Source organism: Candidatus Schekmanbacteria bacterium, assembly GCA_016219965.1.
GTDB lineage: Bacteria > Schekmanbacteria > GWA2-38-11 > GWA2-38-11 > J061 > JACRJM01.
On the sequence record JACRJM010000006.1, the window covers coordinates 13861 to 35350 of the forward strand.

Annotated in this window: 21 protein-coding genes; 9 read left to right on the forward strand and 12 right to left on the reverse strand. The window is 41.2% G+C overall.

Features of this window, described 5'->3' with window-relative positions; genetic code table 11:
- Positions 1-75: 75 nt before the first annotated feature.
- The 3 genes from HZA77_08300 to HZA77_08310 form a co-directional block, all read right to left on the reverse strand.
- A complete protein-coding gene (locus tag HZA77_08300) occupies positions 76-264 on the reverse strand; it encodes a hypothetical protein (GenBank protein ID MBI5375422.1) in 189 nt (62 codons plus the stop codon).
- A 236-nt stretch (positions 265-500) separates the two neighbouring features.
- A complete protein-coding gene (locus tag HZA77_08305; protein ID MBI5375423.1) occupies positions 501-2096 on the reverse strand; it encodes a glycosyltransferase family 39 protein in 1596 nt (531 codons plus the stop codon).
- A gap of 2 nt (positions 2097-2098) precedes the next feature.
- Complete coding sequence (locus tag HZA77_08310; GenBank protein MBI5375424.1) at positions 2099-2620, reverse strand: hypothetical protein; 522 nt, start codon at positions 2618-2620, stop codon at positions 2099-2101.
- Between the two features lie 180 nt (positions 2621-2800).
- Here HZA77_08310 and HZA77_08315 point away from each other — a divergent pair, with 180 nt between their 5' ends.
- From HZA77_08315 to HZA77_08350, 8 genes are all read left to right on the forward strand, one after another.
- Entirely contained in the window at positions 2801-3964 is a 1164-nt protein-coding gene (locus tag HZA77_08315; protein MBI5375425.1) for a DegT/DnrJ/EryC1/StrS family aminotransferase, read from the forward strand.
- Positions 3965-3994: 30 nt separating this feature from the next.
- Positions 3995-4918, forward strand: a complete 924-nt coding sequence (locus HZA77_08320) for a glycosyltransferase (protein ID MBI5375426.1) — start codon at positions 3995-3997, stop codon at positions 4916-4918.
- Between the two features lie 3 nt (positions 4919-4921).
- Positions 4922-5866 (forward strand): formyltransferase, encoded by a 945-nt coding sequence (locus tag HZA77_08325; GenBank protein MBI5375427.1) that lies wholly within the window; start codon positions 4922-4924, stop codon positions 5864-5866.
- A 79-nt stretch (positions 5867-5945) separates the two neighbouring features.
- Entirely contained in the window at positions 5946-6911 is a 966-nt protein-coding gene (locus HZA77_08330; GenBank protein ID MBI5375428.1) for an NAD-dependent epimerase/dehydratase family protein, read from the forward strand.
- Complete coding sequence (locus HZA77_08335) at positions 6853-7824, forward strand: polysaccharide deacetylase family protein (protein MBI5375429.1); 972 nt, start codon at positions 6853-6855, stop codon at positions 7822-7824. Before HZA77_08330 ends, HZA77_08335 begins: the two co-directional genes overlap by 59 nt.
- 34 nt (positions 7825-7858) lie before the next feature.
- Positions 7859-9628, forward strand: a complete 1770-nt coding sequence (locus tag HZA77_08340; protein ID MBI5375430.1) for a glycosyltransferase family 39 protein — start codon at positions 7859-7861, stop codon at positions 9626-9628.
- Between the two features lie 270 nt (positions 9629-9898).
- Positions 9899-11098, forward strand: a complete 1200-nt coding sequence (locus HZA77_08345) for a hypothetical protein (protein MBI5375431.1) — start codon at positions 9899-9901, stop codon at positions 11096-11098.
- Between the two features lie 158 nt (positions 11099-11256).
- Positions 11257-13719: an SBBP repeat-containing protein gene (locus HZA77_08350; protein ID MBI5375432.1), complete on the forward strand. Its 2463-nt coding sequence runs from the start codon at positions 11257-11259 to the stop codon at positions 13717-13719.
- Between the two features lie 119 nt (positions 13720-13838).
- Here HZA77_08350 and HZA77_08355 read toward each other — a convergent pair whose 3' ends face one another.
- From HZA77_08355 to HZA77_08395, 9 genes are all read right to left on the reverse strand, one after another.
- The gene (locus HZA77_08355) at positions 13839-14558 is read right to left on the reverse strand and encodes a glycosyltransferase family 2 protein (GenBank protein ID MBI5375433.1); all 720 of its coding nucleotides are present in this window, start codon (positions 14556-14558) and stop codon (positions 13839-13841) included.
- On the reverse strand, positions 14558-15661 hold the full coding sequence (locus HZA77_08360; GenBank protein ID MBI5375434.1) for a radical SAM protein: 1104 nt from the start codon (positions 15659-15661) through the stop codon (positions 14558-14560). Before HZA77_08360 ends, HZA77_08355 begins: the two co-directional genes overlap by 1 nt.
- A 9-nt stretch (positions 15662-15670) precedes the next feature.
- The gene (locus tag HZA77_08365) at positions 15671-16672 is read right to left on the reverse strand and encodes a glycosyltransferase (GenBank protein MBI5375435.1); all 1002 of its coding nucleotides are present in this window, start codon (positions 16670-16672) and stop codon (positions 15671-15673) included.
- 9 nt (positions 16673-16681) lie between these two features.
- On the reverse strand, positions 16682-17389 hold the full coding sequence (locus tag HZA77_08370; protein MBI5375436.1) for a cytochrome c biogenesis protein CcdA: 708 nt from the start codon (positions 17387-17389) through the stop codon (positions 16682-16684).
- Positions 17382-18428 (reverse strand): NAD-binding protein, encoded by a 1047-nt coding sequence (locus tag HZA77_08375; GenBank protein ID MBI5375437.1) that lies wholly within the window; start codon positions 18426-18428, stop codon positions 17382-17384. The genes HZA77_08370 and HZA77_08375 overlap by 8 nt, the downstream gene beginning before the upstream one ends.
- A 12-nt stretch (positions 18429-18440) precedes the next feature.
- Positions 18441-18980 carry a pyridoxamine 5'-phosphate oxidase family protein gene (locus tag HZA77_08380; protein ID MBI5375438.1) on the reverse strand — a complete coding sequence of 180 codons (540 nt, stop codon included), beginning with the start codon at positions 18978-18980 and terminating at the stop codon, positions 18441-18443.
- Positions 18981-19042: 62 nt separating this feature from the next.
- Positions 19043-19669 (reverse strand): cyclase family protein, encoded by a 627-nt coding sequence (locus tag HZA77_08385; protein ID MBI5375439.1) that lies wholly within the window; start codon positions 19667-19669, stop codon positions 19043-19045.
- A 202-nt stretch (positions 19670-19871) separates the two neighbouring features.
- Positions 19872-20180 (reverse strand): nucleotidyltransferase domain-containing protein, encoded by a 309-nt coding sequence (locus HZA77_08390; GenBank protein ID MBI5375440.1) that lies wholly within the window; start codon positions 20178-20180, stop codon positions 19872-19874.
- Positions 20138-20545 (reverse strand): HEPN domain-containing protein, encoded by a 408-nt coding sequence (locus tag HZA77_08395; protein MBI5375441.1) that lies wholly within the window; start codon positions 20543-20545, stop codon positions 20138-20140. Before HZA77_08395 ends, HZA77_08390 begins: the two co-directional genes overlap by 43 nt.
- 217 nt (positions 20546-20762) lie before the next feature.
- Between HZA77_08395 and HZA77_08400 the strand changes: the two genes are divergently transcribed.
- Positions 20763-21479 carry a PTS sugar transporter subunit IIA gene (locus HZA77_08400; GenBank protein MBI5375442.1) on the forward strand — a complete coding sequence of 239 codons (717 nt, stop codon included), beginning with the start codon at positions 20763-20765 and terminating at the stop codon, positions 21477-21479.
- The last annotated feature ends 11 nt before the right edge of the window (positions 21480-21490 follow it).

Consider the following 21490-nt stretch of genomic DNA (forward strand, 5'->3'; position numbering starts at 1 on the left):
AAGCATCCCCATCATGCCATTCAAAGCAGGGAATCTTTTGGTTTGAGTTAGGTCGCAAAATGCTACCACATATTATTATGCAACTTTCCGAGATTTGTTCTTTGCAGGAAATTTAGTCAATTTAATGCCGTTATCAGAAAGGAGTTTCTCTGCATCACTTTTTATTTCTTCGATATAGTCCTTTGATGGTAATCCTTTTAAATGGTCATAAACTTTTTCTTTCCATTTCCATACTTCAACCAGAGATTTGTCATTTTTATTCATCAGACACCTCCATAGGAGTTATCAATTCAAGCCTGCAATTTGTGAACTCAAAGATTTAGTTACGAACTATTTCTATAACTTTGTCTATAACAATGGAATTGGAACAACTATAACATCACCTTTTACAAATTTCTCCATGCCTCATCTTCTTCCGGTTTATTCCAGTCTTTTTTAAGAAATGATTCACTGGCAAGAGAGATATCAAGTTTGGAAATTAGCATTAAGCATGGCATAGCTTACGAACCGCCTAGAATGATGACACGTGGATTTGTTGAATACCTGTCTAAAAATAAATTATCAGATCCAAATGCTTTTAAAATCCTCAGTCCTTTAAATCTGTTATTAAATTCACTTGCAAGCTTCCGACGGGCTTGATCTTCCGGAAACCAGAAGTATCCGAATTTATCTGAAGTTATAAAATACTGAACTTTATTTTCTTTAAACCATGACAACTGTCCCCCCTGATCGCATTCCAGAATATTGATTTTTTTCACTTTCAGGTCATTAAAATAAAAATGTAACTGTGATGCTACAGCGATGGTTGAACCCTCCGGGATATTCTCTTTAACCCATTCTGCTGTTTCCGTTCGTGAGTCCTTAAGATAATGAAGTTCTTTTGCATCGGATACAGATTTTACAAAGGGCCATATAGTCAAGATTACCATACTGCCGCATAAAATATGCTGCTTGTATTTGCTGATCCAGCTCTTTTTTTCAGCCAGATATTCCAATGAATAGTAAAGTGCAATAGCCGCAAAGATACATGCGAAAGGTAAAAGAGGCATAGTATTTCTTATAAATCTGACTCTCTGCATTGACATAAAAAAATAATATAAAACCGGGAATGATAAAATTATCAATTGAGCCTTGAGATTCTTTAAAAATCCTATCACCAGACCTGAAAGGCAAAAGATGGTCAATGGTATCCCCAAAGAATAATCATACAAAGATGAGAAATAAAAAAATCCGCTGTCAGTTCCTTCGGCGCCGGGATGATCCACTAATTTATAATGACGGACTTCCCAGCCTGCGCCTTTTAAAAAACCCGGCAAATCCCATAATGCATACGGACAACCCAGATAAAACCCAAAAATCAAAAAAAACATCATAAGGAAAAAATTTTTTTTGAAAAATCCCTCTTTTCTTTGATTGAAAGCATGGGCAATGATCAATGGGAATATAACCCAAAAATTATTATATTTTGTGGCAACTGCAAATCCTCCAAATAAACCGGCTAAACTGTAGATAGTGGAACTGCCGCCATACTTATAAATATAAGATGCGAACAAAACAGCAGCCAAAACAAATAAAGTCCCCGGTACATCCGGACCTATATATCTCGAATGTTCAATATGCCCCGGAGAAAGGGCCAGGAATAATGCAGAAAGCAGAGCGACTTTTTCATTGATAAGAGTCATGGCTATTTTATAAACAAAAAATATCGTTATTGTCCCCAATAGACATGTCAAAAGACGGCCCCATAAGTAAAATGAAGGGTGGCTCATAGTCCAAGGCCAATGCGTATCAGCTTCAGTCTTGATTTCATCAAGCGAAGAAATAATCCCTGTCCCCATGGCATAGAAATAATGGATGACATAAACAATTAGCTGAAGATAGATATAAAGCGTGGGGTATTTGAAGAAATGTGGATTGTAATCTCCGGTCTTCATCATTTTTAATGCGGTATCTGTAAGCTGCGATTCATCCCATTGATAGGGATATGGCAATCCGAAACCTATGCCTGTCAGCCTTAACAGAAAACCAATAACAAGAATGAAAATAAGAAAACACTTAAACAGGAAGTTATTAGGAAATGTTGATTCTTCGCTCATATTCATTGTCTGCTGCCGTGGAAATTCCCTGTTATCTTTGCAGTGTATGATGTCCCGCTGATTTTAATGGACATCCTGCCGGAGATTCTTCCGCTGATTTTGCCGTCTATAACAGTGCCTTTGAGATTCATGTAGCGGATGGAAACGTCAACATTCTTTAAGCCAAAATCTGCAAACTGTTTTTTCATGAATTTGGCAGTCTCACTCTTTTCATATGACACAATAAATTTATTCCTTCCCTTCTGTTTCCAGTGTCCTTTCATCCCGATGCTGTCGCTGTAACTCCCGCCGGAATTAAGATGGATTTCGTCGGCAAACGGCATGGATTGTTTTTCTCCTAAAATAGAAACATATTCCTTGCCTGTGATGTCATAACTGCCGCTGATGTCCGACTGCACTCTTCCCGTGTCACTGCGCGTCGCCGCCGCAACCTGAAAGCAAAGGGAGAGAAACGATATTATGATTAATCCCTTGAAAATAAAAATGCCGGAGATTTTTTTTAAATAATCCTTTTTTACAGACATCATCATCCACCCTTACAAAGACCAATCCCACTGCTTATACAGTAAAATCAAAAACACGACTACATAAATATAGCTGATTGAAGTATGAGTGTAATATTTCTTTTCAGTTCTGTTTTCAGAAATATATGATAGTATAAAATTTAAAATAGGAGAAATATTTTGAGTGTAAATGAACTTCATATAAGAAAAGACTTCCTTCCGCTTTCTAAACCAACATTAAAAAAAGAAGAGATAAACGAAGTTGTCTCCTCCATGAAATCAGGCTGGATAACGACGGGGCCAAAAGTCATAGAATTTGAAAAAAGACTTCAGGAATACACCGGAGCAAAGCATTGCATTGTTTTGAACTCAGGCACCGCAGGGCTTCACATCGCACTTATTGCGCTTGGCATAAAAGCGGGCGATGAGGTGATAACAACACCGATGACATTTGCCGCAACAGTTAACGTCATTGAACACGTCGGGGCAAAACCTGTATTCGTTGACATCAATCCTGACACGATGAATATCCTTGAAGACCAGATAGAAAAAAAGATAACTAAAAAAACAAAAGCTATAATTCCCGTGCACTTTGCAGGACAGCCCTGCGACATGGACAGGATTCTCAGCATTGCAAAAAAACATAAGCTGGCCGTCATCGAGGATGCAGCCCATTCTATCGGTACTGAATACAAGGGAAGGAAAATCGGGACACTGAGTGACATGACTGTTTTCAGTTTCCACCCGCTAAAGAACATAACAACAGGCGAAGGAGGTCTCATAACAACCAAGAGCGATAAGCTCAATGAAGAACTGCGGCTCCTCCGTTTTCATGGCATAACGGCAAGCGCATGGGACAGGTACTCCAAAAAAGGAAAGGTACAGTATGAGCTCGTTATACCGGGCTTTAAATACAACATGCTCGACATACAGGCAGGGATAGGAATTCACCAGATAGGCAGGCTTGACGGCTTCATTGAAAAAAGGACAAAGCTTGCTGAACTTTATAACCGGGAGCTAAAAAACTGCGATGGCATTTCTATTCCCGGAGTGGTTGATTATGATTGCCGCCATGCATGGCACCTGTATATAATAAAAGTAAATCTTGAAAAGCTTAAGATTTCGCGTAATGAATTTATCGATGAATTGAAAAAATTTAACATAGGGACAGGGATTCATTTCCCTGCAATACATATCCAGCCTTATTACAGAAAAAAATACGGATACAAAAAGAATGATTATCCGGAATCCGCTTTCGTATCTGACAGGATTATTTCACTGCCGCTCTATCCCCGCATGAAAGCGGCTGATGTTAAATATGTCTCTAACGCAATCAAATGCATAACCGAGGCAAACAAGAAATAGATTATGAGCGTCAAACCCTATGAAGAAGCCCTGAATCCCGTTTATGTTTCTATTGTTGTGCCGGTCTATAACGAAGAGGAAAACCTTGAAGATTTTATGGTTGAACTTGATGGGGCTCTTTCAACGGTCGGCAAAACTTATGAAGTAATATTTGTAGATGACGGAAGCAGGGATAAAAGCTGGGATATACTCGTTAAACTTAAATCAGCAAATAATCACATCCGCATTTTCCAGCTTGCAAAGAACTACGGTCAGCACACAGCCATATTCGCAGGCTTTGAAGTTTCAAGAGGGAAAGTGATAGTTACCATAGACGCAGACCTGCAAAATCCTCCTGAAGAGATACCAAAACTCCTCGACGGGATTGAAGCAGGGCATGACTCAGTCGGCGGATGGAGAAAGAACCGTCGTGACCCTTTCCTCAGGAAGGCTATATCAAAATTCGGCAACCGCGTTCTTGAGAGGATAACAGGAATAAAACTCAATGATTATGGCTGTATGCTTCGCGCATACAGGCGGGATGTTGTTGAAAGGATAATTGAACTTAACGAATTTTCAAGCTTTTTTATACCAGCTCTCGCATTTTCTTATTCTAAAAATCCTACGGAGATTGCCGTTGACCACAGGGAACGTGAAAAAGGAGTCTCAAAATATAACACTCTCAAACTGCTTAAACTCAACTTTGACATACTGACGAATTCTTCTCTTTTCCCTCTCCAGCTTATAACGCTTCTCGGTATAATATTCGCAAGCCTTGGAGCCTTAGCAACAGTCATACTGTCCGTATTATGCGTTCTCCTCCCGGAAGTCCGTTACATACATGTTTTAATAGCAGTTCTTTTTACATTCCTCGGTATACAGTCAATACTGTCAGGTGTGCTTGGCGAATATGTAGGAAGGATCTACATAGAGGTGCGCGGGAAGCCCAGATATGTCATATCAAAGTTCGAATAAACCATGAGAATACTGCTTTTCGCCTACCACAACATCGGTTACGCATGTTTGGAGGAGCTTCTAAAGATGAAAGCTGAGATCGTGGGTGTTGTCACGCATGAAGATGACGAAGGGGAAAATGTCTGGTTTAAATCCGTAGCTAAACTCGCCGCAAAAAAAAGAATCCCTGTGTTTAAGCCTGAAAAGGCTGAGATAAAGACAGAGGATTTCCTAAACATTGTAAAAAATTTAAAACCTGATCTCATTTTTTCATTCTACTACCGGCACATGATCCCTGAGACAATCCTCAATATCCCTCCAAAAGGCGCAATGAATCTTCATGGCTCATATCTGCCTGCATACAGGGGAAGGTGTCCTGTAAACTGGGTCATAATAAATGGCGAGCCATACTCTGGAGTAAGCCTTCACTTCATGGAGAAAACACCTGACTCAGGATTGATCGTGGCGCAGAAGAAGGTCGCAATCTCCAAAACAGATACTGCGTTCACGCTCTTTAACAAAATGGAAAAGGCGGCACGTGTGCTAATAAAGAAGACCTATCCTCTTATAGTAAAAGGGACATACAAAGCTGTTCCTCAGGACATATCAAAGGCAAGCTACTATGGCGGAAGAAAACCTGAAGACGGAATGATACATTGGAACGAGCCGGCGTTTAAAATCTATAATCTGATACGAGGTGTGACTCACCCATATCCGGGGGCAGTCACTAACATTGGCGGCAACAAACTTCTTATCTGGCAAGCCTCTGTTTCGGGGAAAAATGACAACCGAAGCAAAGTACAGCCCGGAACAATAGTGAAAGTCTCACCTTCAGCAGGGGTTCTCGTAAAGACGGGAAAAGGATATCTGCTCATAAAATCATTGCAGTTTGAAGGAAAAGGAGAGATAAAGGGAAAGCAAATTTTCAAGCAATTGAAAGAATTTGAAGGGAAAACATTTAATAATTAAACCACAGAGGTCACGGAGGACTGATGATAAATCTCTGCGTTATCTGCGGTTAAAACTTCAATAAGATGGAGGTCGCAATTTGAAAGTACTCATAACCGGCGGAGCAGGTTTTCTTGGCTCACATTTAGGCGATGCATTCTTAAAAAGAGGCGATGAGGTGTTTGCCCTTGATACGGCAAAGGACTTCAAGATTTCACATAACATAGGAAACCCTAAGTTCCACTACATCCGCGACTCTATTTTCAACGACGAGCTTTTGGACACTCTCGCACTTAAATGCGACCTCATCTATCACATGGCAGCAGTCGTGGGTGTTGAACACTATGTAGGCGACCCATACAATGTCCTTAACGTAAATATCAACGGCACACAGAACGTTCTTAAGTCAGCATTCAAATATAATAAAAAAGTCGTTTTCACATCAACATCCGAGGTCTATGGCAGGAACCCGAAAATACCCTTCAGGGAAGATGACGACAGGGTATTAGGTTCCACAAAGATTGACCGCTGGTGCTACTCCACTTCCAAGGCTGCAGGAGAACATTTCTGCTTTGCATACCACAGCATGGGGCTTCCCGTAACAGTGGTGCGCTATTTCAATGCCTACGGGCCAAGGTTAGACAGGGTCGATGTCGGAAGGATACTCACCATATTCATGGGGCAGATATTAAAGGGAAAAGACCTCACGATAATCGGTGACGGGAAACAGACACGCTGCTTCACTTATATTGATGATGCGATAAGGGCAACTATGGCGGCGGGGCTAATGGATGAGACAAACGGCGGGATATTCAATATCGGCACAGATGTAGAAACAGATATATTGACCCTCGCCAATCTCATGATAAAGATTGCAGGCGCAAAGGTGGGCACAAAGCACGTCACCAAGGAATCAATTTACGGCGACAGCTACGAAGACATTCAGAGAAGGGTTCCTGACAATACACGCATGAAGACGATTCTCAAGGTAACTCCTGAAATCTCTCTTGAAGAGGGGCTTAGAAGGACCATTCAATGGTTCATGGAAAATGAAGGGCGTTACTAAGTCCGACCTTCCCCCTACGATAGGAATAAAGGTTGATGTCGATACTTACATCGGCATGAGGGACAATGTCCCTTCCCTGCTAAGAGTGTTTGAGCAGTTCAATATAAAGGCTTCATTTTTTATCTCCATGGGGCCTGACAATTCCGGCAAAGCGCTTGTAAGGATATTCAGGAAAGAGTTCTTCAAGATGTCGGCGCGGACGCGGAAGATAAAAAAATTCCCTCTCAGGACTTTGTCGTATGGCTCAATATGCAAAGCTCCAATAATAGGCTCCGGCAACAAGGATGTAATAAAGGAAGTTGACGCTCGCGGCCATGAGGTCGGGATTCACGGCTATGACCATGTCAAATGGCATGAGAAACTTTCCTTTCTCACCGAGGAAGAGATAAAAGAAGAGCTTTCAAAATCATCCCGCATCTATGAGGATGCCCTTTCTCGCAAACCTCTTGCCTGCGCCTCTCCCGGCTGGCGGGCAACTGATTCAAGCCTTAGAGCAGAGGACTCATTCGGATTCACCTATCATACGGATACACGAGGCACTACGCCCTTTTTTGTAAAATCACCGTCGGGAAATTTCAGCACTCTCGAACTTCCAACGACTGTCCTCACCTTTGATGAGATTTACGGCATCGACGGCATAAGGGAAAAAGAGATGCCCGGCTATTACATGGGAGAGATTGCAAAAAGCGATCTTACAATAATGACTGTACATCCGGAGCTTGAAGGGGTTGAGCCGGGAACAACCATATTGAAAAATCTGCTTCAGCGGTTGATTGAGCACGGCACAAAATTTTTGACTCTCCGCGATATTGCAGAGCGGTGCCTTAAAGATAAAGAAAATATCCCTGTCTGCGCGATTCAGGAAAAAATGATAACCGGCAGAAGCAGTAAAGTTGCGGTGCAGTTACGCTAGGGAGCTGAGCAGTTATAGGAGGAAGATAAAAAGAATGGAAGAGAAAAGCAGAATTAACGACATCTTTCTTCTTCTTGCAATCACTGTTGCGGGAACACTGCTACGCTGTTACAACCTCGCTCTGATAGGCTTCTGGGGCGATGAGATTCAGGCGACAACATTCGCAGAAAAGCCTTTCAGAGAGATATTCCGCCTCATCACGCAGACCGAGGTGTCACCTCCACTCGATTATTTCATACTCCATATAGCACACCTGCTCGGGGCATCTTCGGAATTCACATACAGGATACCGGCACTTATCTTTGGTGCAGTCGCCATCATAGGAATTTATTTTCTTGGAAAAGAACTTTTTGGAAAGAAAGAAGGCTTTATATCATCAATCCTCCTTTCACTTGCGCCGCTTCATATCCTCTATTCCCGTGATGCAAGGATGTATTCTCTCTTTGCATTGCTCTCAATATTGTCCTCGCTCTTTGTTTTGAGGGCATTAAAGACAGGCAAGATTTTTTACTGGGGATGCTATTCCGCGGTAACTGTTGTCTCATTCTACACACACTATTTCACCCTATTCATAGTCATATCGCATATAGCTTATGTAATCACATTATCCGGTTTAGAAAAAAAATTATCTCATATACGACAGCTCGCAATCAGTCTCGCTGTTTCAGGAATCCTTTATCTGCCGTGGCTCAGGTTTCTCATTACTCAGGCTCCGCACAGGCAGGAAATGATAATCCCGCTCACATTTGCCGAGATTTTGAGCAATGACTTTTCCACGACATTTCTCTGGTTAGGAGGAGGGAACATAACTGCCGCAACATTTATTCCGGTTTTTTTTATCTGCGGGCTTTTTGCATTCAAGAGAGAGAAAAACTCCGTAATTTTCGCTATCATAAACTCGCTTCTGCTCGTTCCTTTGATTTCATTTTTTATATTCAAAACAAGATGGGTATTCCAGATAAGATACGTCATCTTCCTTCTCCCCCCTTTCCTGATCCTCTGTTCAAGAGGTATGACATTTTTATCTGGCATGAGGGTTTTCAACTCGCAAAAAATGAAAATATCAGCAGTGCTTAACACATTCATTGCAATTCTCATATTGGCTCTCTGGTATCCCACAATGCACGACGCAATCTTTCTGCAAAAAGAAAACTGGAGGGACGCGGCAAGTTCAGTAAAAAAAATCTACAAGCCCGGCGACCTTCTCATAAGCGTACCATACTGGGGACTCTGGTGCCTTGAAAAATATGGCGCCATGGCGGAAGATGGAAAAATTACAACGCCGATTTTAGGAGAGCATTCGCTTGTCTTCATAAGACCCTATGGCGACCATCCCGGAAAAATGTGGGAAGATATGTGTGACGGCGAAATGGAGATCGTCTCGACTTTCCCCGGATGGAATCCCATTAATATATGGAAGGGGAAATTAAAATATTCATTTTATGCGGTCAAACCATCAATTAAAATCTCAGGCACATCTGTTGATAGAGAAAAAATCCTGCTCAACAATGCAGGCATGATTTTTATCTCCGGCAGGGAGAAGACCTCTGACTATAGAATTACTCCGCAGTTAATGGCGAGGTTCTTTGACGCAAACGGGAAAGAGACAGGGAGCAGCAAAGAGCTAAATGCAAAAGCGCTTTTAACCGGTGACTTCACTTACTGGGGATGGATACGTGATTTTGTAGATATCCCGGAAGGTGCGACCACAATGGAGCTATCATTCTCAATGGCAGGAAATGATCCGGCAGATGGATATACCGAGTTTAAGGATTTGCAGGTTTTTCTGTCAGCTCCCCGTTAAACCGTCGGATTTCTGGACATTTTTTATCTTTAAAAATCAAGAGGTTAAAAATCCCTTCAAAAAGTGTCAGGCAGAGTGAACAGTTTTAAAATTTGCAGCTCTGTGGATAAACAAGACTAAAAAAGTATAATGCAATAAATCAGCAAGTTATCTCCCACTCCTTCAATTTCTATTTTTGGCATATTGTTTGCTTCTTTTTACGCTATCTTTAAGTTTTTTATATTTCGCTGTTAAAAAAACATTCTTTCTAGATTTCAATAAGGGGAAGTTATGAGAAAGCCAAAATCAATTCTAATTACTTATTTATTTTTATCCATTGCGTTCATCATCTTTATAAATAACATTCACGCGGGTGAAATAACATTGGCACCCGTCATTGATGGAACAGTGACAAAACACTTAGCTAAAGGCTTTGGGGGATATGGTTCATACTATAACACTTCCAGCATACCTCCTCTTTCATACACCCATCTACCCTGTGGCTTGGGGGGGTGGACAAAAAGGGCAGAAACAATAAGCACCTCACTTGAAAATGATAACATAGAATTATTTGAATATTATAAAAATCATAACGGCGTTATATATGAGAATTACCGCAGAATTGGAATATTAGAATTTGATATAAGCTCATTAAGCACATTGCAGCAAAACACCTTCACAGCAGAATTATTATTCCAAATAGATAATTCATCTATCCCGGCTCATACTGGAGGAAACCAACTTATTATTCTCAGAGAGAAAGAAGAAAACCAGGATGGAGCAATCAGCGCTGAGGATTCTCCAAGAACATTTTATTGCAATAATCAATCCGGTTATTCTGGGGTTACAAGAAACTATTATTATCCTGATTCTAAAATCGGGACTCTTATCACGTATTCAAATGGGGGTACGCTACCTATAACAGGAACACTTATTTCTGTTGACGTAACATCAGACATAGAAAGCGAGATTTCAAATATAAGTTCAAACAATTATGCTGGCTTTCTTATCTTCTGGAACCAACTATATATTGCTAACAACTGCTTCCCTTATTCTTGTAATGACCCGACTATTGCCAATAGCCCTTTAATTTCATTCACCGACTCATCTGAAGCAGGGACGTATGCAGCACCTGTACTTAGAATTATCACCAATGAACCTACTGCCATCACCCTCTCATCTTTTTCAGCAACATCCAAAGATAAAAAAGTAAGTTTGGCATGGCAGACTACAACTGAAATCGACAACATTGGCTTTAACATCCTCCGCAGTGAATCTGAAACTGGTCCATATACGAAGATTAACAAAAAGCTTATCAAGTCAAAAGGCAGCAGTACAAAAGGTGCAAGCTACAAGTTAAAAGACAAGAACATCGAGGCCGGCAAAACCTATTGGTACAAGCTCGAAGATATTGACAGCAATACTGGACCGTCTCAGCATGATGCTGTGAAAGTGGAAGTTACGGCGAAGAAGATTAAATCTAAAAAATAAAAAAGAAAGACTCTGGATCCCCGCTTTCGCGGGGATGACAGAAGTGAAAGTGCGGGGATGACAGATTGGTTATGCTGGGGTAACAAAGTGGTTGTGCGGGGAGAACAAAAGACCAGTAGAATAATTTTAGCTGCTTTGAACTACAATAAGGGGAAGTTATGACAAAGCTTAGATTAAGTTCATCTATTCTGTTCCTGTTAATTTTATTGGCTCCATGCTTTGCTTTCGCCAATACTGCGCCAGATACATCAAAGATAATGTCGAAAGCCGCAAAGCTTCAAATCCCATTCATCGAGAATCAAGGACAGATACAAGATAAGTCAGTAAAGTTCTATGCAAACACCTTTGCCGGGAATGTTTATGTTACTGATAAGGGTGAAATCGTTTATGGGTTGTCGAACAAAGAAGATTCCACATCTCTACGCGAAACACTCATTGGCTCAGCACCCTCAGCCATTAAAGGTGAAAGCAAATCCGTCACAAACGTAAATTACTTTGTCGGAAATAAAGACAACTGGAAGTCAAACATCTCTACATTTGAAAGCGTAAGCCTCGGCGAAGTCTACGAAGGCGTAGAGCTTAAACTCAAAGCCTATGGCAAGAATGTTGAAAAACTTTTCTATGTGAATGAATGCGGTGATGTTGAAGACATAAAACTCAAGGTTGAAGGAGCAGAAGATATTTCAGTTAACAAAGACGGCGAGCTCGAAATCGAAACAGAACTCGGCACCATAAAATTCACCAAACCTTTTGCCTATCAGGAAATTGATGGAAAGAAGATTGAAGTGAAATGCGACTTTGTCATTGATTTTTCATCTTATTCATTCCGCGTCGCGTCTTATGACAAAAACTATCCTCTTGTAATTGACCCGTTGATCGCCTCAACATATATATGGGAAGTAGGTGAGGATTATAGTTATGATATAGCATTAGATTCAACAGGAAATGTTTTTATAACAGGACATACTGTTGGTAATTTCCCGACTACGGCTGGTGCATATAGCCCCACGCGTATTGATATTCATAATGCTTTTGTATCAAAGTTGGATAACACATTAAGCACTTTGCTTGCCTCAACTTATCTGGGAGGAAGCATTTCTGAGACAGCCTATTCTATAGCCATAGATCCATCAGGAAATGTTTATGTGGCAGGGACCACCGGTTCTTCTAATTTTCCAATAACTGCGGGCGCATATGATAGCTTGATGAATAGTAGCGATGTTTTTATATCTAAATTCAATAACAATTTAAGTTCATTGCTTGCGTCGACCTTCTTAGGTGGCAGTACTTATGAGGGTGCCTATGACTTAGAATTAGACCCAACAGGGAATATTTATGTGACCGGATATACAAACTCATCTGATTTTCCAACAACCACAGGTGCATATGACATATCACATAATGGTGGATATGATGTTTTTATATCAAAGTTAAACAGTACCTTAAGTACATTGATGGGGTCGACTTTTTTAGGCGGCGTCAACAGCGATTATGTCAAGAAAATGGCATTAGATTCATCAGGAAACGTTTTTGTGACAGGATACACCCGTTCATCTGACTTTTCCATAACTACAGACGCATATGATACTTCATACAATGGGGGTGAAGATGTTTTTATATCAAAGCTGGACAATACGTTGACCTCACTCCTTGCTTCTACCTTCATAGGAGGAACCTATAATGACTATGGGCGTGCTATAGCTATAGATTCATCGGACAATGTTTTTGTGACAGGGGAACCTTCAACTGGGTTTCCTACAATAGCAGGTTCTTACGATACCTCGCCAAACGGTGGTTATGATGTTTTTGTCATAAAGATGAATAATCAATTAAATACCCTGGTTGCTTCTACCTTTATAGGCGGAAACAATAATGATTATGGGTATGGTATAGCCGTAGATTCTTGGGGAAGTGTTTACGTAACCGGCGAGACTTCTTCATCTATTTACCCTGTGGGTAGTGCAATTCCTTTTCCAACCACAGAAGGTGCTTTCGATACAAGCCATAATCTTCAGCGTGATGTTTTTGTATCAAAACTGGACAATATGCTAACTTCCCTGAACGCCTCAACTTTCTTAGGTGGAGAACATAGTGAATATGGCCGTGCCATAGTCTTAGACTCCTCAGGAAATGTTTATGTAACCGGGGAAACTGATTCAAATGGATCTTCCGGTTCACATGTTTTTCCTACCACAGAAGGCGCTTATAACACCACTCCAGAATATTACGTTACTTTTTTTATTTTTATATCAAAGCTGGATCATTACTTAACCGCTGGAAAAGGAATCCCTACCGCCATCACCCTTTCCTCCTTCACTGCTGATTTAAAAAACAAGAAAGTTCTTCTTACCTGGCAGACCGCAACTGAAATCGACAACCTCGGCTTCAACGTCCTCCGCAGTGAATCGGAATCCGGTCCATATACGAAGATTAACAAAAAGCTTATCAAGTCAAAAGGAAGTAGCACAAAAGGGGCAAGCTACAAGTTAAAAGACAAGAACATCGAGGCAGGCAAAACCTATTGGTACAAGCTTGAAGATATTGACAGCAATACCGGACCAGCTCAGCACGATGCGGTGAAGGTGGAAGTGACGGCGAAGAAGGTTAAAGCTAAAAAGTAAAACTCGTCCCTGAAGAAGCAGTGCTCGGTGTATGCAAGAGCGACACAGGTGCAGGTCCTAATCAGTCAGCATGCATCATCCCGCAGTGCTTTAACCCGGGAAGCTGAGGAAAACAGCCCTCACCACTTTGTTCCGCCATTGATGAGGCTGAAGCGCTTTTTGAAAAGATAGAGAAGGTTCTTGGTGCCGTCGCCCCAGAGGTTGAGTTTGCTCACCCCTTCCCTTTTCTGGTAGAAGAATTCAATAGGAATTTCCCTTGCGCGAAGATTCTTGTTCGTGAATACCTCAATCTTTAACTCCTCGGAAAAAGGCATCCCGTCGCTCAACACATTGATCTGGGATAAGACTTCACGTTTAAATACCCACATGCCCGATTGCGAATCATGGATTGATTTCCCGAAAAGAAAGAGGACTGACAGTGAGAGCACCGTGTTGCCAATATATCTAAGCACAGCCTCCTTATAGTTCTTCTTACTGAGGATATCCCAGCTTGAGAAGATCCTTCTTGCCGAAATGAAGTCAAGTTTATCAACAAGAAGTATGTCAACAAGATATGGGATGGCAAGCGCCGGATAAGTTCCGTCACCGTCAAGTGTGGCTATTATATCGCCTGTCGCGCATTTCAATCCTGTCTTATATGCCCGTCCATAACCTTTCCTTTCTTCGAAAACAACCTTTGCCCCAAGAGAAGTTGCAATCTCTCCTGTCCTGTCCGTGGAATTATTGTCAGAGACTATGACCTCATCAACAAAGCGGGGAATACTCTTGATCACTCCGCCGATTGCTGCCTCCTCATTGTAACATGGCATTACAACAGATATTTTTTTGCCGTTATACATTAAGCTTTCATCCTCCCGATCTTTATCCCTGCCCATTCCCGGAACACAGTGGGAAATATGGAAGGGGTAAAAAGTATGCTGTTAGTAAGAAAACACTCATAGGTGCAGAAGCATTTTGACTCTTTTATATAGCGCCTTATATTATCCGCAGTTTCGCTGTTCCAGACTTTTTTAAAATCATAGTTTGCATCACGGAGATTTCCCATTTTTCTGTCCAGCAGTTCACAGGGGCAAAGCTCCCCGTTGCTTGTTATGACAGCGCTTAAAGAGCCGGCATAACATGGGAGGACTGATTTATTTTCTGTCACTATCTCGGCAATCACTTTCTGCCTCACTATTTTCATGGCATTTATAAGGTCGCATCCAAAAAAACGCTTATACCCTGACAATGCATTTTTCTTTGTATCATTTTCAATTATATTGGCAAGCTCAAGGTATTTGTTAATATCTACCTGTTTTGCAGAAGGGTCACGCGGGGTTCCCCTCGTCAAAAGATACGTTATGGCATCAGCGCCAAGCTCATCTTTTAGATAGGCATAGATCTCAGGGAGTTTTTCCTGATTGTAGCCTGATGCTGTAAGGGCAACATTCAGATTGAAGTTGTTATACTTCTTTTTTAGTTTCCTCAGTTCCCTGTATGTCCACAGGGCTTTTTCGAAAAGCCCTTCATAACCTCTAAGCCTGTCATGCTCTGCATCAATCGCATCAATGGATATATCTATGGCAAAATCAATACCCGGGCATTTCTCGAGTATCTTTTCTGCAGAAGAGACCACTTTTCCCTGAAGCGAGCCGTTAGACGGTATGCCAAGATTACTTACCCGGTTGTTCTTAAAATAGATATAAGCGATCTCCGCAATGTCATCCCTAAGGAACGGCTCTCCGCCTGTAAGAAGAAGGAAAAGTATCTCATCCATCGAGGCTGATATTTTTTCAATCTCATCAATGGTGAGTTCGTCTTTGCGGGCTGCCCTTTCGCCGAGAAGGCAATGAACACATTTTGCCGTGCAGTTCTCTGTGATGAAAAAAACAAGGTAGAGAGGTGTCGAAGATTTTTTCCTGATTATATCGCCAAGATGTCTTAAATAACCTGATGCTTTCACTATATCCTCTCAGTAATAGCGGCTGCCAAAGAGATATGACACAAAACCCGTTATCAATCCCGCTGCAACCGCCAGATTATCAGAAACTATGAAAAAAAAACCTGCCATCGCGAAGGCAGCTCCTTTCTTCTTTTTTAGAAAATTAAGAAAACTGATATTCGCAACAAATATAACCAGAAAAAAGAATAATCCTGCCAGAAGAAACATTTTTTCTCCGGTCAAGGCAAATGACAAAAAAAGGAAAAGAAAGAGCATAAAAAAAATGACCTGCATGATATATGTGTTTGGAACAGAAGTTTTATTTCCACCACTAAACATTGCAGCACCTCTGCGCATTGTCATTTTTATAAGCCCGCGGGCCCTGTAATAATCTGTCTTTAGAATAGACCAGAAATTGTACCCCTTCAGGTGCTCCACGGCAAGCTCTCTCGCAAGAAGAATCTTTACTCCCTTCATAGCAAGCTTCTGTCCAAAATCAGTGTCCTCAACATTAGGCATTCTGTAATTCTCGTCAAAACCACCCATAGCGAGAAAAATATCCTTCTTTATCGAAGCCATGCTTGTATAAAACAATGAAACATAATCGGGCTGGCTTAAATAAGTATAACGCATCCATAGGTTCTTGAACTGGCTCAGGAAATTAGTGTATCGCAGGAATTCGGACTGTACGCCGACAACAGCATCAACATTCTTCTCATTATAGATTTTCATTATCTTATCAAGAGAATCTTTTTCTATCAAGATGTCTGCATCAATAAACAGGATTATTTCTGCCCCGGCAGCGGCAGCGGCAGCGCCGGTATTTCGTGCCGCTGAAACGCCATGAGGTGAATGGGATTTAACAACCGTGCAGCCATGCTTTCTGGCAATATCAATCGAGTTGTCAGAGCTTAAATCATCAACGACAATAATCTCATAATCCTGAAAAGTGCCGGCTCTGACTGCGAGGATGCATTCCTCAAGAGTTTTTCCGGAATTCTTAACTGGAATGACAACCGAAATTTTAACCATGAATCCCGTCTACCATGCTATAAGGTAAATAAGCTTCTGGAAATTATTTGTCATTATCAGCAGACCAACTACCACAAGGAAAACCCCCGCAACGATTTCAATGGTCCGGAAATGTTTTTTTACTTTGCCGAAGAATCTGAAAAACTGATTGATGCCGAGAGATGTGAGCAGGAACGGTATGCCAAGCCCGGCTGAATAAAAGGAAAGAAGCACCATCCCCTCTTTTACAGAGTCCTGCGCAGAAGCAAGGGCAAGGATTGCGCCGAGCACCGGGCCAATGCAGGGTGTCCATCCAAAGGCAAAAGCAAATCCTACAAGCAGTGAGCCTAAAACGCCGACCCTTTTCTTCCCGATGTTGAATCTTTTTTCAATGTCAAGCGCCTTTATCCTGAAAACACCCATCGTGTGGAGGCCGAATATCACTATAATGGCGCCGGCTATCTGGCTTACCAGTGTAACCTTGCTGCCGAGAAAGCTTCCTAAAAAAGTTGCAGAGGCACCGAGGATTACAAATACAATGGAAAAACCCGCTACAAAGGCAAGGGAATTTATGAATGTAATCCATGTTGTTCCTCTCCTTTTCTCTGGCTCATCTCCGTTTCCTGCAATCATTCCTGACACAAAGGAAATATAAGCCGGTACAAGAGGAAGAACGCATGGAGAGACAAAGGATAGAATCCCAGCCACAAAGGCGGTGGTATTCGATACATTACTCATTACTGAGTTTCGTTAATGTTGACAATGCACTGCTGTCAGCAAGAACTATCAGCACTGTCCCCGGGGAAAGTTTCATGTCAGCAGGAGGATTATATATATATTCCTTTTTCCCTTTTTCTCTTACAGCAAGGACAGGGATATTAGCTTCAGTGTATACGCCTGAAGAAAGGATTGACTTACCGGAAAGCTTCGAACCATCCGGTATCTGAAATTCTTCTATACGGAAATTCTTCTCTCTTCCCCTTAGCATCTCATCAAGAAAGCTTACAACACTGGGGCGTATGAGTTCTGAGACCATCCTCAGACTTCCGATCGTACTGGGGGAAACAATAGAATTCGCGCCTGCCTTTAAAAGCTTTTGACCTGAGCTATAGTCAATCACCTTTGATATTATCCGTATATCAGGATTCAACTCCCGCGCTGTCATGGTTACAAAGAGGTTATCCTTGTCTTCCGGAAGGCAGGCTATAAGACCGGCAGCCTCAAGTATATTAGCGTCTAGCAATACTTCGTCAACCGAGGCATCACCGGCTATATACAGGAACTCACCCTCTTTTCTGGCTTTCTCGATTTTTTCGATGTTGCTGTCAATCACCACAAAATCTCTTTTTGTATCGAGAAGCTCTCTTATTACGCCGGAGCCAGTGACCCCTGCACCGCAGACTATATAATGTCCTTTCTTCTCCTGTATCTTTTTTTTCATTTTATTTCTCGCAAGAATTTTTGTGAGATCACCTTCAACGATAAATGCCGTGATCGTACTTACTCCATAAAGCAATATACCCATCCCGCAAAGGATGAGGAAAACTGTGAACCCTCTTCCGTACAAGCTGTTGCCGATGTCAAGAATTTCACCAAAACCTACAGTTGAAAGGGTTATCACCGTCATGTAGGCGCATTCCGCAAGCCTCCATCCCTTCCCTTCTGCAATCCCAATCAGATAATAACCGCCTGTTCCAAAAAGAAAGATAGCCAGAACAAGAAAAACTGACTTGAATATCCTCCTCAGTGAAAAATAAAGTTCCTCTTCAGCGATCATGCGTTAAAATGCTCACTTTGTCCACACAGCCTCGGGAAGACCTCTTGCATAACATATAAAATTCACATTCACCGGACTTATTCTTATTAGTTTCATAACATCAGGGCGCGGAGTTACACCTTTTACCTCTTTTTTGAAGTTCTCTATCACATGACTGAAGAGCGGCAGGACTTTCATAAAAATATCTTTGTGTTCCTGGAACGTGAAGACTTCCGCTGTCCCCTGATAATTCAGTCCCATGACTCCCCGCATGGTCTTGTGAGGTGCGTATATGCCGAGCGAGACATTGGGATTGCCAAGGATGTTGTCAACCTTAACGCCACCCTCTGTCATTATATAGATTATCATTCCTTCATGTTCATAGTCAACGACAGTTGAACGCGGCTTTCCGTCGCTGCCTACCGTAGAAAGGACACAGACATTGTTCAGCGACAGGAATTTCACTATTTCCTGCTCTGTCTCCTCTTTACTGAGATGCCTTCGCTCAATGCCAAGACCGTTGACATAGGAAGTCAATAACTGCTGTCTTTCTTCTTCTGTAAGTTTGATCATTCAAAAATCCCTCCATTTTAAAAAGGGGACGCAACCCTTTTTCCTAAAGCTTACACTCCAACTTATTCCTCTATCAATACAGCCCTAACCGGTGCCCCGTCGCACCCCTTAAGGTTTAATGGAAACGCGCAGAGCGTGTAATTTCCCGGCTTCACTGTCAAAAGATTCAATCCCTCAAGAAGAATGACTTCAGCAGAAAGGAAAACCGAGTGTGCCGGATGCTTTTCATTTCCATATTCTTCAACAGAAAGATAGTCAATACCAACAAGCTTTACTCCGCATTTTACAAGATGCTCAGCCGATTTTTCAGTGAAGTAAACAAAGTCTTTTATGAATTTTTTGTTCTTCCATAAAGATGAATTACGGGTTTTAAAAAGAACCCTTTTCTTACCTTTAAGTTTCAAAGCCGAGAGATCCCTGATATTTATCTTGTCCTTAGAATCCAGTTCAACCACGACAGCATCTCCATAAAATGCTTCAAGCGGGAGGCGGTCAACAGTTTTTCCTTTTTTTATAAAATGAAAAGGTGCATCGATATGCGTCCCTGAATGGGCGCTCATAACTATCTTTGTGAGATTGCAGGGGGCTCCGGACTCTATTTTACTTTTCAATCTTAGTTTGACCTTCGGATCCATAGGCCAGCCGACCATCTTTTCATAGACAGGTAGAGAAATATCGTGAATCTTCATAATCACTCCATTTACTTTATCAATTACTTTATCAATCCTTTATCTTGTCAATCTTTTATTTTATCAATCCCTATGACTCCATATCACTTCTTTATATGGAGCTATGGAAAAACACTACTCATTTATCTTTAACTTCGATTGAAGAGGAATGTCAATTCAAAGCTGCAAACGTAGTTGTAATGTATTTATAGATGTAAAAAGATTAACCTATCGTAATGCCTGTTCTTTCAATTTCTTCAGAGAAGCCTGATCGATCTTCAGATTTTATAAAAAGATGCGGCTCTATTCTGACATCAATATCATCAGCTAATTCGTAAAGCCTTTCCATCAAATGAAAATAATCATCATCCGGATCTAAGCTGTCAATAAACAAACCAATATCTATATCACTAAAAGACTGCGGATTTCCATTGGCATACGACCCAAACAGAACAGCTTTTCTTAAAAAAAGAATCTCTCTGATTAGCTTTATATATTCTTCTGCTTTTCTAATAATTTCTGTTTGATCCATTTCTGCATCTCCTGTGTCTTGCTTAGAATTTCTTTGCAGTTTTCATAGGTTAAAGAGTCAAATATTCTTTCTTTATACTCAGGATATCGTGCATCTATGTTCATTGGCTCCAACATTCTAAAAAAAGATTTCTGGGTTTCTGACAATGATTCACTTAACCCAGTTTCTTTTGCAAGAAATCTTAGATTATGAGTCTTTGGAGGGATTTCATCTCTTATCAGCTGATAAAAAGCTTTTAGAATTTTCTCTATAGCCTGATGACACATGAAACCTACATACAAAAATCTTCTCGTTTCCAACATTGCACTTGCAGTTTCAATATCGTAGTCGGAAATTTCAATCCAGTATTGGACTTTGTCATTCACTATAATAGTTCTTAATTAGAAGGTACAATTAACATTGGAAATGTTACTATCAAAATTGATTTATTGTCAAAAGAATTCAACTTGCAGAGAGATTTTTAATCATGCCTATACATCAAATCTGTGCGATTATTGACAGAGGCTCACAAAAGGAGTATTAATCACGTTTTAAATATTTGGCAGTTCTGTAGTGCAGTAAAAGCATAATGGGAAAGGTATAATGCAGTTAAACATCAGGGACGCTGCAAAGCTTCTGCACGTCTCAGAAAAAAAAATATATGAATGGATCCGGGATCGGAAACTTCCGGCAAATCAGGTTAGCGGACGTACATGGTTCAATCGGGCCGAGCTTCTTGAATGGGCTACTTCGCAGGGCGTAAACATCTCAGAAGAAATTATTGAAACAACGGATGCCACCTCTGTTTCAGGTGTGGGTTCAGGTTCTGGCTCAGCTTTAAGTTTTTCCAGCGCTCTTGAACGGGGGGGAATTTTCTATAATGTCGAGGGTGATGACAAACCATCAGTACTTAAATCTGTTCTTGATCTCATGCCGCTTCCAAAGGAGGCTGACCGCAAGTCATTGCTGCGCGTTCTTCTTGCAAGAGAAGAATTATCATCAACCGGAATCGGCAAGGGGATAGCAATACCGCATTCCAGAAACCCTATAGTTTTTCATGTTTCACAACCTGTAATTTCTTTATGCTTTCTGAAAAAAGAGATAGATTTCTGCGCTATCGACGGAGAACCTGTTCATACTCTTTTCACGATTGTGACTCCCAATGCCCGTATTCATTTGCAACTCCTTTCAAGGCTCGCATTTGCGCTTCATAATCCTTCCTTCAACAAAGTCATCAAACAGAAACTCCCGAAGGAAGAGATTCTAAAGATGGCGCACCGGATCGATTCAAATATCAAATCACCTGGTTCAACCGGATAAATAAAGGGCAG